This is a genomic window from Marinilabilia salmonicolor JCM 21150, assembly GCF_000259075.1.
Classification (GTDB): domain Bacteria; phylum Bacteroidota; class Bacteroidia; order Bacteroidales; family Marinilabiliaceae; genus Marinilabilia; species Marinilabilia salmonicolor.
The window spans coordinates 16,251-32,794 of record NZ_AJKI01000022.1 but is presented as its reverse complement, the minus strand read 5'-3'; the positions used below and the strand labels follow the sequence as shown (position 1 = coordinate 32,794).

General features: G+C 33.4%; 9 protein-coding genes. All 9 read left to right on the top strand.

Annotated features, from left to right (window positions below; genetic code table 11):
- Positions 1 to 142: 142 nt before the first annotated feature.
- The 9 genes from W7W_RS0112100 (at position 143) to W7W_RS0112050 (ending at position 16,544) form a co-directional block, all read left to right on the top strand.
- A complete protein-coding gene (locus W7W_RS0112100; RefSeq protein WP_010664010.1) occupies positions 143 to 1,438 on the top strand; it encodes an SIR2 family protein in 1,296 nt (431 codons plus the stop codon).
- Entirely contained in the window at positions 1,431 to 3,461 is a 2,031-nt protein-coding gene (locus tag W7W_RS0112095) for an ATP-binding protein (protein ID WP_010664009.1), read from the top strand. The genes W7W_RS0112100 and W7W_RS0112095 overlap by 8 nt, the downstream gene beginning before the upstream one ends.
- Before the next feature lie 289 nt (positions 3,462 to 3,750).
- The gene (locus tag W7W_RS0112090; RefSeq protein WP_010664008.1) at positions 3,751 to 6,993 is read left to right on the top strand and encodes a DEAD/DEAH box helicase; all 3,243 of its coding nucleotides are present in this window, start codon (positions 3,751 to 3,753) and stop codon (positions 6,991 to 6,993) included.
- Positions 6,994 to 7,214: 221 nt separating this feature from the next.
- Positions 7,215 to 8,717, top strand: coding sequence for a pentapeptide repeat-containing protein (locus W7W_RS0112085; protein ID WP_010664007.1), 1,503 nt, complete (start codon positions 7,215 to 7,217; stop codon positions 8,715 to 8,717).
- Between the two features lie 987 nt (positions 8,718 to 9,704).
- Complete coding sequence (locus W7W_RS0112070; protein WP_010664006.1) at positions 9,705 to 11,912, top strand: sensor histidine kinase; 2,208 nt, start codon at positions 9,705 to 9,707, stop codon at positions 11,910 to 11,912.
- Position 11,913: 1 nt separating this feature from the next.
- Positions 11,914 to 13,209 carry a hypothetical protein gene (locus W7W_RS0112065; protein ID WP_010664005.1) on the top strand — a complete coding sequence of 432 codons (1,296 nt, stop codon included), beginning with the start codon at positions 11,914 to 11,916 and terminating at the stop codon, positions 13,207 to 13,209.
- A 185-nt stretch (positions 13,210 to 13,394) separates the two neighbouring features.
- On the top strand, positions 13,395 to 13,823 hold the full coding sequence (locus tag W7W_RS0112060) for a very short patch repair endonuclease (RefSeq protein WP_025007221.1): 429 nt from the start codon (positions 13,395 to 13,397) through the stop codon (positions 13,821 to 13,823).
- Complete coding sequence (locus tag W7W_RS0112055; RefSeq protein ID WP_010664003.1) at positions 13,820 to 15,070, top strand: DNA cytosine methyltransferase; 1,251 nt, start codon at positions 13,820 to 13,822, stop codon at positions 15,068 to 15,070. Before W7W_RS0112060 ends, W7W_RS0112055 begins: the two co-directional genes overlap by 4 nt.
- Complete coding sequence (locus tag W7W_RS0112050; RefSeq protein ID WP_010664002.1) at positions 15,063 to 16,544, top strand: ATP-binding protein; 1,482 nt, start codon at positions 15,063 to 15,065, stop codon at positions 16,542 to 16,544. Before W7W_RS0112055 ends, W7W_RS0112050 begins: the two co-directional genes overlap by 8 nt.

Sequence of the window (16,544 nt, the reverse complement as noted above, 5' to 3'; positions counted from 1 at the left end):
GAATCGTTAGGTTTCATGCCAAGAGCGACATGCCAACGCGCATTTGGCACATTTACAAGCTCCTACGCACAAGCCGATTCTTCAGCTTGTAAAAGAGCCAAATTTTTGCCAACACACAGACTGAAATGAAATAATTGACATTATGACAGCAGAAGAAAAGCAATTAGAAAGCTGGCAAGGAAAACATATCCTTAAGCTTCGAGATTATAAAGTTCCAACGGAAATTGAGGATCCTGATTCTGATGAATTGAGAAATGTAGTAGAGCCTTGGTTAACAGCCTTGTTTCAAAGTGAACATTTAGCACTTTTGACAGGTGCAGGGATGTCTTCTGCGGTTCACCACCTTGCAACAGGTAGTCCTGGTGCAGGAATGGGCAATATGGTGATTTCAGAATATACTGACGAAATAAAACATATCGCAGATGAATCAGCTAAAAAATCTGGAAGAGGTGTTGCAAATATTGAAGACGAAATCAGAACGTTAAATGAACTAATTAGAGGTTTAGAAATAGTTACTTCTTTAGGAACTAGAGAACCTGCAAAAGAAAAATTAGAATCACTAAAAAAAGATTTAGAAACTGGTATAATCAATTTTGCAAATGCAGTTTTAGAATCAGAGAAAAATGTAGTAACTAGTGCAAAAGAAGAACCTGCAGAGTATCTCATGAATTTCTTATTAAGTTTTGCAAGTAGGATTGCAACGCGAGAACGCCTTAATTTATTTACAACTAATTATGACAGGATTACAGAATTTGGAGCTGAGCTTGCTGGTCTACATTTGATAGATAGATTTGTTGGTAGTATTTCTCCGATTTTTCGTTCTTCTAGACTAAATATAGATATTCATTATAATCCTCCTGGGATTCGGGGAGAACCTCGATATCTAGAAGGGGTTGTCAATTTTACAAAACTTCATGGGTCATTAGATTGGATTGAAAGAGATAATACCGTACGACGTTTTTCTTTGCCGTATGGTGCTGTTGACATTAAAAGATATAGCCAAGAAGGTAGTCTAATGATTTATCCCAATTCTTCAAAAGATAGGGAAACTTCAGAATACCCATATGTTGAATTATTCAGAGATTTTGCAAGCTCTGTAATAAGACCTAACTCTACGATTGTAACTTATGGCTATAGTTTTGGAGACGACCATATTAATCGAGTACTAATTGACATGCTCACAATACCTTCCACACACCTTGTAATTATTGGCTTTGATGATGTTGGTGATAGAATCAAAAGGTTTTATTCAAAAGCTAAACGACCTGTTCAAATTTCATTAATGCTTGGATATCATTTTGGCAACATAAAGACTTTAGTAGATAATTATTTGCCAAAACCAGCAATAGACCGTACCACATATAAGATGGCTGATTTACTTAAGGCACGTGGTACAGTTACTCCATTATCTAATCAAAATAAAGAAGGTGATGAGTAGAACTCCAATTGAAAACCATGCTTCATTGAGAATTGGAGTAGTTGAGTTTGTTGCTCCTGACGAAATCAAAGTTCAACTAGATTTAGATGCTCCAGATGGTATCTCTGCAAATGCAGGAGTTCCTAGAGAGTTTCCTAGAATTAATAGTTATGTTTTAATCCCCAATGAAGGAGGAAGTATTGTTTGTCAGATAGAATGGATTGCTATAGAACGTTCTCCTTTTCCTAAAAGAAAGGGGTATCAAGACTATGGTTTAATTGATTTACCTTTCCCACTCAGAAAAATGAAACTTGCTCCTTTAGGTATCCTGAAGGTATCATCAAGTGAAACATTCAAATTTCAAAGAGGGGTACATTCTTTCCCAAGTATAGGTTCCTCTGTATTAATCCCAACTGATTTACAACTGAAATCAATTGTTGAATCGGGTGAAAACAGAAGAGTTTATATTGGTAATAGTCCTTTAACTGCAAATGCAGAAGTGAAAATTGACCCTGATAGATTGTTTGGGAGACATTTAGCTGTTCTAGGTAATACAGGTAGTGGCAAATCATGTACCGTAGCTGGATTAATTCAATGGTCAATTGAAGCAACGGAACAAGAAGAAAATACTAATGCCAGATTTATCATACTTGACCCAAATGGAGAGTATGCAAAAGCATTTAAGGAAAAGGCAACAGTATTAAAAGTTGGAGATGAAAAAAATAGCTTAGATGTACCTTTATGGTTATGGAATAGTGCTGAGTGGAGTTCTTTTACTCAAGCAAGTACCAAAGCTCAACTTCCACTTTTAAAAAGAGCTTTAAGAGCCATGCGGAATGAAGAATTTGCATTTGAGACAGACCCTAACCTAAAAGCAAAGAAGTTTGTAGGTATTATTCTACAATCAACTATTTCTAGTGAGAATAAAGGTGAACCATACAATGGATTTCCTCATAATAAGAACTTCACCGAAAGACTAATTATTTGGAATAATTCATTAGAAAATTTTGATTTAGAAGGCGATAATCTGAATGACCTTAATGAAATGATTACTGAATTAATTCAGAAACATAAGGAGGTGCAGAATAATGGCTGGGTTAACTATTCTGAATTTACAACAACCGAAATAGTAGAGTTAATCGAAACAATTCGAACTTGTTATATTAGTCTTGGAGGTAATGAGGTTGAACTTTATCCAAAGAATGAAGATATTCCAATACCTTTTGAAGGTGATATATTTTTAAGTTACCTAGAGGCTCTTGCTCAAGAGACTGGTAATGAACAATATTTGGAATTTCTGATTGCAAGAATAAGAACAATACTAGCCGACACAAGGATGGATTCAATTATTGGTAACAAAACCAATATTGAGCTTGATAAATGGTTAGAGAAATATCTTGGGGCATCTAATAAAACTTCATTTACAATAATTGACTTATCTTTAGTTCCGTCTGAAATTATTCATGTAACAACTGCAGTGATTTCAAGAATCGTTTTTGAAGCACTACAAAGGTATAGGAAGTTAAACGAAGTGACTTTACCAACAGTTTTAGTAATGGAGGAGGCGCATTCCTTTATAACTAGATATAATGATAATTCTGAAGGTAATGCGTCATCTACCTGTACGAAAGTATTTGAGAAAATTGCCCGTGAAGGAAGAAAATTTGGTTTAGGTTTGGTTTTATCTTCTCAAAGGCCATCTGAATTATCTCCAACAGTATTATCACAATGTAACAGTTTTATACTTCACCGGATAAGCAATGATAGAGACCAAGATTTAGTAAGTAAATTATTACCAGATAACTTTAAAGGTTTACTTAAGGAATTACCATCTCTTCCATCACAGAGAGCAATATTGTTAGGCTGGGCTTCTGAATTACCAATACTTCTTAAAATAAGAGATTTAAGTATAGACCAAAGACCGCAATCTGACGACCCAGACTTTTGGGATGTTTGGACAAGAAAAGATAAAGATGGTCAAGTGGTAGAAAGGGAAGTTGATTGGAAAGATATTGCGGATGATTGGCAAGAGAAAAGTAAATAGCCCACCCTTCGCAACCATACACATTGCCAAGTCACGCAAAAATGCAAACGCGCAAACCAAAACTTGTCAAAGAGTATGGCTGCCCCAACACACGGACAGACTGAGGAGAATAAAGCACGAAAACCTAACACGCAATATACGTAAGCCGGGGGATGTGGGTAATTTAAACTTTTGTACACTTTCTCAAAATTGTAACGGTTTGACAAGTTGGAGCTTCGAAATCCCGGCCTCCGCATATTGCCATCCGTTGGCAGTAACTGAAAGTGCGACACCGTAAAATAGATAATAAATGACATTAACTCTACCAAAAATATCAAAACTTGTTGATGAAATTGGCTCGAATCAGATTTGGCAACTTTTTGGAGAGCAAACAACAATAGACAATGTTCAAATTATTAGCTCAGCCCCTTTCGTAATACAATCTGAAGGAGTGAAGTACTTGTTGACAAGTAATATTAACCATCAAGATGATACAATTGGATATATTCTACTTACTTCTAAAATTCCTAGAAGAGCGGATTTTAACGCAGGGAGAATAAAAATTCTACGATGGCTTAAACATCCACTTTTTCAAAACATAACACCAGAAGTTGTTGTAACAACTTGGATTGACAAATTCAAATTCATTAAGGAAGATGAACAACAAAATATTAAAGGACTTAGACCACCCCAGATTGGTGCATTACACTCTATCTTAGCTCACATTCACAACGCTGACGACAAAGCAATTGTAGTAATGCCAACAGGGACAGGTAAAACAGAAACAATGTTGGCAACACTAATTTCAAATTGTTGCAAAAAGCTTCTTGTTTCTGTTCCTTCTGATTCACTCAGAACACAGATTGCACAAAAATTTATAACGCTTGGATTACTAAAGGAATATGGAATTGCTGATGAATCATGCTTGAATCCCATTGTTGGGATTGTAAATAGCGGTTTTGCCACTCCACGGGAATTACAAAGTTTCATTGACAAGTGTAATGTTGTTGTTTCAACAATGACATTGTTAACAGGTTTTTCACTTCAACAGAAAGAAATATTAAAAAATTCTTTCTCTCATTTTTTTGTTGACGAGGCTCATCATTCAGAGGCGAAAACTTGGAAAAAACTTATCAGTAAGTTTGACAAGGAAAAAGTATTTCTATTTACTGCGACCCCTTTTCGAAATGACGGACAGAGTTTACAAGGAAAGCAAATCTTTAATTTTTCTCTAAGGAAAGCACAAGAACAGAAATATTACAAACAGATTAACTACCTGCCAATAAGAGAATACAATAAAGATTTAGCCGATAAAAAAATTACAGAAAAGGCTATTGAACAGCTAAGAGCAGACCGTGCAGATGGTTTCAACCATCTAATTATGGCAAGGTGTAAAGATAAAGTGAGGGCAAGAGAGGTTTTTGAATATTACAGGGATTACGATGAATTTAATCCTGTATTAGTTTATACAGGAATTGCAGGCTTAAAAAATAAAATTGAAGCAATAAAAAGAGGGGAACATTCAATAATTGTTTGTGTCAATATGTTAGGCGAAGGGTTTGATTTACCAAATCTTAAAATTGCTGCAATTCACGATGAACGACAAAGTTTACCAATTACGCTTCAATTCATTGGACGATTTACAAGAACATCATATAACCAATTAGGAAATGCAAGTTTTATAACGAATATCGCTTACCCACCAATACATGAAGAACTAGACCAGCTATATGCGCGGAACTCTGATTGGAATTTACTTTTACCCCGTTTAAGTGCTAACGCAACTGAAAAGGAACTTAACATTAAAGCCTTTTTAGAAAACTTTGATAATCTCTCAGATTCAATTATTCCCTTTCAGCAAATAAATCCTGCAATGAGCACAGTGATTTTTCAAAGTGCCGTTGACACTTGGCATCCTTCAAATTGGGAATCAGGGTTTCCAGGAATTAGTGGCTACGAACACATTTTCAGTCGACACAGTAATAACACTTTAATAATCATCTTGGGTAAAATTGAAAAAGTTGAATGGGGAAGATTTGAAACAGTTCATAATTTACAGTGGAATTTAGTAGTGGTTCATTGGGATTTAAGACCTAATATAAACCGTGTATTCTTAAATACTTCCCTAAAGGGATTTTCGGGAATATCATTGATGGATGCCATCTTCGGCAATGGGAACACAAACCCTATTAAGGGGGAAAGTGTATTTAGAATATTTCATAAGGTAGATAGGTTAGCACTTTATAATGTAGGAACAAGAAAAGCTATTGGTCAAGATATTACATTTCAGTCATATGTTGGAAAACTTGTTCAAGATGGCATAAAAGGATTAGAACAAGGTACATTGATTAAAAACAACTTCTTTGGAGTTGGCTATAAAGAAGGAGAGAAAGTATCATTAGGTTGTTCTGTAAAAGGAAAAATATGGTCATATCAAAGAGGTAATTTAGATGAGCTAACAAAATGGTGTAGAGATATAGGGGAAATAATCTCAGACAATTCAATTGACCCTAATGTTGTGCTGCAACATACTTTAGCAATAAAGAAATTACAGCAAAGGCCTAATGTGATGCCAATTTTGATTGATTGGAATCCTGAAATGTACAAGAACAAAGAAAGCCGATACTCTTTATCCATTAATGGTTCAAACTATGATTTTGCATTTGTAGAGTTAAACTTGTTGAATCCGAGTGCTGACATTAATCAGGGCTTAAAGTTCGTTATTGAGGCAGAGAATGAATCTGTTCAATTCGAAATTGAAATAGGTCTCAGCCAAGTAACGAACGAACCATATTGCAAAGTCAATCAAATAACAAATCAAATCTGTACAATACAATATGGGAATAAGAATGAAAGTTTATTGAGTTTTTTCCAAGACACCACGCCAACAATTTGGTTCGCTGATGGCTCACAGTTATTTGGAAATCTTTATGTCAAACTTAAAATTCAGCCCGATATTATTTCTGATGAATTAATTATTGCAGACAATTGGACAGGTGTAAATATTAGAAAAGAATCTCAAGATATAGCACCATATATTCAAGATTCAATTCAGTATTACTTTATTGAAAAAATAAAAAACGATTTTCAAATCATTTATGATGATGATGGCAAAGGAGAAATTGCTGACATTATTGGAATTAATGATTCAGATACAATGATTGATATTCATCTGTACCATCTCAAATATGCTAAAAATGGTAATGTAAGCAATGACATTGACAACTTCTATCAAGTTTGTGGTCAAGCAGAAAAATCATTAAAGTGGAAACACAAAGATGGCAGAGAATTTTTTAATCATTTATTTAAGCGTAAAACAAAGAAACTTGAAGGCAATAGTTGCAGTAGAATCATAAAAGGAACAGAAGATGATTTAGAGAACTTTTTAAACCAAGCTAAATGGTCAAAGGCAATGCGTTTTCATATTTACATTGTTCAGCCATCATTAAGTAAGGCAAATCCGTCAAATGACATTTTATTATTATTAGGTAATGTTCAGCATTATCTTGCCACGGTTGGAAACATAGAATTGAAAATATATTCAAGCCCATAATACGATTTTAACAAAATGAAGACTAAACAAAAAAGAGAATAACAGCAGCTGCCAATATCATGCATAAAATTCTGAGGGGCTTAGTAGTTACGTGAACCTCTCTGTCCCGTATCAAATTTTGTAACGGAAGACAGTAACGACTCCCGCAATCCCCCAAAATTTCATACAAGTGGGCGTTGTATGCAAGTGTAAAATAAAAAAACTACTAACTATCTTAAAAAATGGACAAAATTGAAGGATTAACAAAAATAATAAACCAAGAAGAAATTTATAGCATAAGAGTGGAATACGAATCCAAAGATTTAGATAAAGATGTACCATACATAAGCATAAGAAGTTTTGACCATTATGGGAAAGAGCCAATTCATGATATTATCGACCTAATTAATGTAACAGAGAAATATATAGATTTAAATCCTTCTTGCTATTTTAATATCCTTTCAGAAGTCATTCAGAAGAGAGAAATTAATAAAGATATCTATATACGAAATTTCAATTTTTTCAATATATTTATTCTTGAAAGTCAAAACATCAAGAGCAGCATCACCATATCAGACACATTTTTCAAAGACAATGTAATGTTTACGAAATCGGTGTTTAATGAAATAATAAAGTTAGAGAGGTGTGTGTTTGAAAAACATGTTTCATTTCAATCTGCATTTTTTAGAAATGGCTTTGATTTTAAGAATGTTAACTTTAATTACATTTGCTCATTTAATCAGTTAAACAACAAAGAATCTGAACCTTGCAGCAGTATTAGCCTTAGTAGTTTTAATCTTAGGAATATAGAATTCAAAGACCGTGTCTTTTTCAACGACGCTAAATTTCGTAAAGCTCTGTATTTAAAAAATTGCAAATTTCATGAAAAAGTCCAGTTTCATTCAGTTAATTTTTTGAACACAGCAAATTTCGACAATACTACATTTTATAATCTAGTGGATTTCTATTACGCTGAATTTAATTCCCCTCAAATATTTCATCTAACAGATTTTCTAGATAGAGCTATTTTTTCAAATACGGTTTTCCATAACCAACTATCATTTATTCATTGCAAAACTCAAACAGATTCATTTATAAATTTCGAGTCAGCTGAATTTAAGCAATCCTTGGATATTTCAAGAGCAAATTTTAATTGTGAAACAAATTTCTGGAACATAAAAATTGAAAAGAAATCAATTATTCCAAACCAATTTAATGTTTATAACACAGATGGTTTAGAAGATATTTCAAATGATCTTATCTCTAAAAAAGCATTGCAAAAACTAAGAGAATCTTATCGAATAATTAAGAATTCACTAAGAAAATCTGGAAATGAAATAAATGCATTGAAATTTAAAAGCTATGAAATGATAGTCTTTGAACGAGAATTAAGATTATGGGATAAGGGAAAGACAATTTTATTTTTTAGTAAATGGTCAAATCATCATGGCTTAAATTGGGGAAGAGGATTCCTATTTACCGTTTTTTCAGCGTGTGTGTTTTTATATATCTTTTTAATAATCCCCAATAACGGATTAGAATGGTCATGTACCAGACAAGCAAGGTTAGAAACTTTAAGTGCATTTGTTCAATTTTTAAACTTAACTGAATGGAATCCAATACTATGGGGCAAAGACATCAACTCATATAATTATGGGTATTTGGTTCTATTCTGTAGCAGGATTTTTATCAGTTATGGCTATTATCAAACAATATCCGCATTTAGGAGATATGGTAGAAACTAACAATAAAAAAACACCTGCATACAACATTTAGCCACCAATCAAGCGTTGCTTGCACACGCTTGATATTGGAGGCTATTATTGAACTAAACAATCTTCAGGATGCCTCGCAATAAAAAACTATATTACAATGATTTAACTATAGTGTTTTCAATCGGTTTCCGGGAAGGTATTTAATGTGTAACCGGCATTAAATATATCATTTTCGGCAATCTAGGATGTATTAAAATCGGCAAATAAGGATGCATAGATAAAATATCCGAAATAGCCAGTGTCTAAAAAATAGCTCAAAAAGCGGAGCATTGGCGGGTGATGTTTTTACGATATTGAAATGATGATTATATTTGAAGAAAGGTTGCCTTGGGGTGGCCTTTTATCATTTAAAAATGAGTTATTGGTAAAAAATGTTAATTTTCATTGGAAAAAGAAAACAAAAAAGTTAGTTTTACGGGGAACTAAAAAACTTTAAAACAATAAAACAAATTGACGGCCCAACCCCACATAAGGATTAAAGAAAATTTGAGCTTCCTCTCCTCAACCGGATGGGGAATGATTGATAAGGAATTTAAAGGTGTACAAAGCATTCGGAATTTGGATGTTTTGTGCACCTTTTGTTTTGATAAAAGGAATATGGTCTCACGTTGAGGCATGGGTATGGAATCGTTTAGCGTTCATTAAAAAGATGGTGCAGTTACCAAATAAAGTAACTATGATAATTGAAAATATATAAAAATGGCAGGAGAAATTTCATTAATTTCAGGCGAACATGGGGCATTAATTTTGAGGATTGGGAAATTGACAAAGAGGGCTTTTTGCACCTTAACTTTTTGAATAAAGAGATCGAGTTAAAAATACTTATATTGTGTAAGCCTACAGCCTGAAACAAACTTAGCACCTTGGAAGCACCGGCCGACCGCATACAATCGAACAGTTGCTTTTAAACAAACAGGTAATGCAGAATTGCAGAAGCACTAAAAAAACAATAAATCAATGAGTGAAATATTAAAAGAGAAACATTTTAATCCTAAAGCACATATATTAACATTGCTAGGAGAAGAATTAATTAAAAGCCCAGTAATGGCAATTTATGAGTTGGTCAAAAATTCATATGATGCTGATGCAACAAAGGTTGATGTGTTTTTTCGAGATATTGATGATTTAGAAAAAGGAGCCATAATTATTGAAGATGACGGATTAGGAATGACAACTGATATCGTAGAAAATGTTTGGCTTGAACCTGGGACAGACAATAGAAAACCTTATAATATTGAAACTGGTAAAAGACAAGTTATTAAGTCTCCTGTTTTTAAAAGGGTACCTATGGGTGAAAAAGGGGTAGGTCGATTTGCTGTTCATAAATTAGCTCAAAAAATACTTTTAATCTCTCGTCCCAAGATAATCACTATAAATGAAAATACAGGAGAAATTGAATCGCAAACAATAGCAAATTATGAAGTGGAGCTTTTTATCAATTGGAAAGATTTCAGCCAATCTATAAATTTATCAGAAATTCCAATTAGATGGAAAATCAAGAAAGATGAAAAGGGATTTAGATTCAAAAATAATAGTGGTACATATATTAGACTTAGTGGACTAAAAGAAAACTGGACTAGACGAATGGCAAGGGGATTGAAGAGAAATACATTATCAATGTTATCCCCAAAAAACGATGAAACAAAGTTCAGAATTAATTTAGATTTCGGAAATAACTGGTTAGAAGGTTTTCCTGATTCGAAAAAGGTATTAGAAATAGCACCCTATAAATATACAGCACTTTTAGATGATGAATTTAATTTAACGGTCGATTATAAATTTTCTCTTGAACTTAATCCTGAATTTGGTGAAAGAACGATTAATAGTGCCGCTCAAAATATAAAGGGTTTATTAAGACCTAAACTCCGAGAAAAGCTAGAAGATGATTTAATTGATAGCAATGAAGTTGAACAGACACTAAATGAACTGGTTAATAAAAATAATCCGTTTGGTAATATTCTCATTGAAGTTTACTCTTTTGATTTAGATTCAGATACGTTGAAAAATTACACTTACGATGCAAAAACTGTAAAGGAGGTGCTAAAAATGCATTCAGGTGTAAAAGTATTTAAAGATGAAATGAGGGTGTTTAATTATGGAGACCCAGGAGATGATTGGTTAGAGCTTGATATTAGAAGGGTTCAAAATAAACAATGGTTTTCAAACAATCAGATAATTGGTTACATTTACTTAGACTCAGAAAATTCTACAGAACTTATTGAAAAAACAAACAGGGAAGGTTTCATTGATAATGAGCAATTTAAGTTGTTTTATGAGATAGTTGTAACAATTTTAACAGATTTCAGAAATGAACGACTAACTGATAGAAATAAATGGTTATCAAATATAAAACCTGTTTCTAAATCGTATTCAAATCCCAATCAAATTAGCTTGTTTAAAGAATTAATAGATTCAACGAATTTTTCCGAAGAGGACCAGAAGAAGAAGTTAAAGGATGAAGCTGATAAAATTGAAAAAGACTTTGAAGATAAAAAAAATACGTTATTAATTCCTGCAGGAGTTGGAATGACTGCTTCTGTTGCGCTCCATGAACTAGAGAAGCTTGTGCCTCGTATGAAAGAAGTCATAAATAGCAAACCTTTTAAGGTTAATATAGCTAATGAACAAGTTGAAGAAATGCATGATTATCTGAATGGAATTCTGTCAGTACTTCGAAAAGGAGGAATCTCTAAAATATCAGTCCATGATTCAATAAATAAAGCTATTAGTAATTATCGGACGAAGTTTGAAACTAGGGGGCTGCATTTTAATTTGGATTATAGTGGTAAGGTAAATAAGATCAACTGTGATAAAAGATACTTTATAACGATGATTATGAATATCTTAGACAATAGCATGCATTGGTTAGATACCATATACAAAGATAATAAAGGTGTATATATAAAAACAATGCACGATGATTTCCCATCAATTATAATCGCAGATAATGGCCCAGGTTTTAAGGATGACATAACTGATATTGTTAGACCTTTCTTTTCGAGAAAAGAGGATGGTATCGGTATTGGGTTATATTTAGTAGATACCATTATGCTAAAGTATGGTAAGCTTAACATTATTGAAGTAGAGGAAGATTTCATGTATTATGACATCCCTAGTGATTATCGGGGTGCAGCATTAAAACTAACATTTAATAAAAATCAATAAAATGCTTTCATTAGAACCCAACATCTTTTTTGTCGATGATAAGAGAAATGAAGTTGAAGAAATAGTTGAAATCTATCGAAATCAAGGATACGGCGTTAAATTTTTTAATGCTGATCTCACTTTTGGAGATGATGTTCCAAGGCCCAATACCTATAAAGATGCCATATTGGTTTTTTTAGATATATATTATACTCCGGACCGGATACTTGATGAGGAAAAATGTTCCGAATGGATTAATGGCATTGTCAATCAAAATTCCTTTTTTATTCTTGTTATTTGGTCGCAGGATACAGATGAAGCAGGTAAGGTAATAAATAAGATAATGGAAAATAACAGATTCCCTTTCGTAACAATTATAAAACAGAAGTCTGACTATCAGGATGGAGAAAATCATTGGGACTTTAAAAAATTACATGCTGACATACAATATAAGCTTGATGAAAGACCAGAATTAATTGAGTTGGCCTCTTGGAAACGGAGTATAAAAGAAGCATCTAATCTTATAATTGGTCATCTTGCGAAGAACGAAAATCCAGATGATTTTACAAAGCGATTGCAAAAAATAATTTTAGGACATGGTGGTAGAAGTATGATATCTGAAAAAGAATTGACTGGGAAGCAAGAAGTACTTTTCGATGCTTTAGATAGTGTATTAATTTCAAACTCAAAGAATACAAGACCAAATATAGAAATAATTAAGAAAAATATAGATGCATTATACAAAATAGAAGAAGGCTTGAATAGTGAAATTGACTCAAAATTAAATAGTTGGTTTCATTTTAAGTTTCATCCTCAACCAATTGACCAAAGTAAAATAACACCAGGTTTAATAAGTAAAATTCTCTCAGAAGATGTAGTTAAAGAATATGGACTGTTAGATGATAAGAATGTTAAAGAATTCTTGAAAGTTCAAATTGAGAACCAACAAACTAAGATTGAAGATATTTGTTTGCTTTTAACTCGGCCATGTGATATTGCTCAGAATAAATTTGGTAAAAATTTAAAGTTGCTTAGCGGCGTTAAAATCAGCAATCCTGTGAGGAAGGATAATGCCCGTAAAGAGTTTAAAACTGGACATAAATATGATTCCATTAAGTTATATGATCATTTATGTTTTGCAGAAGAAGACAATGACGTTGCATTATTATTCGATTACAGATATTCTTTTTCCATATCTAAAGAAAAATTTATTAATGATTTTGACAAGGTAAATACTTTCAATAAAGATTTGCTATCGGAAATCCAAGTTGAATATTCAGCTTATTCTAGCAGGTTAGGAATCACACAAATTATATAATGCTAACCCGCACAGCCAAATACAATTACAATTTGCAGGATCCAACACATAATACAAAACAGCAACAGAGTTCGTCCAAACTCCAATCCTGCAAAGGAGTAGTAGTCTTTAAGACCACCTTAGGCCTGGAAAGCACCCGACAAGTAGCTATTTGAAAGCACACGATTTCAATCGCACTTATAATCATGGCAGATACCCACAATAAAGAAACAAGAAGCTATAACATGTCAATGATTAAAGGGAAAGATACTAATCCGGAAATCGTTGTACGAAAATTTCTACACAAAAATGGATTCCGATATCGTTTAAATGATAAAAATCTACCCGGAAAACCAGACATTGTTCTTCCCAAATATAAAACTGTAATTTTTGTTAATGGTTGTTTCTGGCATGGGCATGAGAACTGTAAATATTTTGTTGTTCCAAAGACAAAAACTGAATGGTGGTTAGAGAAAATAAATAAAACCAGAGCCCGGGATAAGCTGAAAATAAATGAGCTGAAAGATTTGGGTTGGCGTATAAAAGTGATTTGGGAATGTGAATTAAAATCTGATAAAAGGGACAATGTTTTTAATGATTTAATTGTATTTTTGAAAGAAAATAAGCACAGATGAATTTTATAGATTTATTTTCAGGAGCCGGGGGCTTGTCGGAAGGATTTATTCGGGCAGGATTTAAGCCTGTTGCTCACGTGGAAATAGACAAAGCAGCTTGTAACACTATGATTACAAGAGCTGCATACCACTATTTAAAAAGGACAGGTAATTTCAATTCCTATCTGGATTATATTCAAAATAAAATTACTCGTACAGAATTATATTCTTTAATTCCTAATAAGGAAAGAGAATCTGTAATTAACCTATCAATCGGGGATGAAAACAATGAAATAATATTTGACAAGATTGATTCTCTTAAAGGAGATAAATCAATTGACTTTATAATCGGGGGACCACCGTGTCAGGCATATTCGATTGTTGGCAGATCCAGAGATGGAAACAGAATGCAGGGTGATTCAAGAAATTACCTTTTCAGAGAATATGCTAAATTTCTGGAATATTATCAACCAAGGTATTTTGTCTTTGAAAATGTAATTGGTCTAAAATCAGCAAAAACAAAAAATGGTGACTCCTATCTTGAAATGATGCGTGAATTATTTCTGGAAAAAGGTTATTATACCGAATATAAAATTTTAGAAGCGAAGGATTTCGGTGTTCTGCAAAACCGAAAGAGAATTATTCTAATTGGGAAGAAAAATGGTAAAGAAGGCTTCTATCCTAAATTTGAAAAAGTCCAGTCCGGCGTAACTGTTTCTGAGATATTTAAGGATTTACCTTCATTGCGAGCCGGAGCCGGCGAATACTACAAGACAAATTACAAACCTTACAACGGGACGTATTTGTTTGAAAGTCATATCCGAAACGGATTGGATTTTACCACTCAGCATATTTCCAGGCCAAATACGGAACAAGACAAGGGGATTTACAAACTGGCAGTCGAAAAATGGGAGGATGGTCAACAACGATTAAATTACAACGATATTCCTTTACATTGGCAAACTCATAAAAATACAAAGTCCTTTGTTGACAGATTTAAAGTAGTAGCAGCAGATTTACCATATTCCCAGACTGTGGTAGCCCATATTTGTAAAGACGGACACTATTATATTCATCCGGATAAAAGTCAAAACCGCTCGTTAACACCAAGAGAGGCAGCAAGACTTCAAACCTTTCCTGATGATTTCTTTTTTGAAGGTATCTCTGAAAAACCAAGCAGGACTGCTGCATACAAACAAATTGGGAATGCCGTACCTCCGCTTATGGCAGAAAAGATAGCTAATAAGCTTAAAGAAATATATGAATAATCTGAATAATTATATTTCCGAAGAAACACCACCTAAAGCCAGTGCCATGATCAATACGTTTAGGGCATTTGGTTATAATTTACAAACCGCAATTGCTGATATTATTGACAATAGTATTTCAGCTGAAGCGGGAAACATATGGGTAAATTATGAATGGAAAGGCGCTGAATCATGGGTTTCCATAATTGACGATGGTGTCGGAATGGATAGTAACACTTTAGTTTCTGCCATGACTCCCGGATGTAAAGACCCTAATGATGAGAGAGAAATAACTGACCTCGGAAGATTTGGTCTGGGGTTAAAAACTTCATCTTTTTCTCAATGTAAAACACTTACGGTTGCAACTAAAAGGGCAGATTCTAAAATTTTAAAGCGCTGCTGGGATTTAGACTTTGTAAACAAAACAGAGAAATGGTCATTACTTGATTATATCTCTGATGAAAGTCACATTGAAAAGCTGGATGAATTAGATAGCGGATCAATCGTTTTGTGGGAACATCTCGATAGACTTGTGGGGATTTCACATATTGAAAACGAGGCAGCCAGGAAAGTTTTCTTGTCAGAATTTTCTTCTGTTGAGGAACACCTTAGTCTTGTTTTTCACAGATACCTTGAAAAAAAGAAAATTAAAATCTGGATTAATGGTTTAGAAATAAAGCCGTGGGATCCTTTCATGAAAGATTCGGAAGGTGGGCAATTGATTTGTAATGAATTTCTTGACAATTCGAACGTTCATGTTAAATGCTACGTATTGCCTCATATTTCAAAAATAAAAAAAGACAAAAGAGAATCAGCAAAAACTGAAAAGTGGTATGGATTGCAAGGCTTTTATATTTATCGAAATGAAAGGTTATTGTTATATGCTGATTGGTTGGGTTTATTCAGTAAAAATGAGCATTACAAAAATGCACGTATTTTAATTGATATTTCAAATCAGTTAGACCATGACTGGAAAATTGATATTAAAAAAGCAACAGCATCCCCACCGGTAAATGTTAGAAAGGACCTGGTCAGACTGGGGAAAATGACCAGGCTGGCTGCAGGAGGCGTTTACCGTTTCAGGGGAAACCAGGTAATGCTTGATGATTCAATAAAAAGCTTTGATTTTCAACCTGTATGGAAAGCTACAAAAAAAAGGGATGGGGCTTTCGAATATTTCATTAATGAAGAACATCCGGTTCTTAATAAAATCATGAATAATGAAGTTGTTGAAAAGAAAGATATTAAAACAATTTTAAAGCTAATTGGAGAAACGACTCCTGTTGAAGCAATAATTCAGAACTATAGCGAAAATCCCGAAAGTGCAGAACTTAGAAGTGAACAAAGGGAACTGGAAAATGGGACTATTCAATTAGCAAAGTTGATGTTTAAATCCTTGCAGAAATCAGGCCTTTCAAATGAAATAGCAATAAAACAAATCCTCCGAATAGAACCTTTTAATGAATATCCACAAATCATTGAATATCTAAATTAA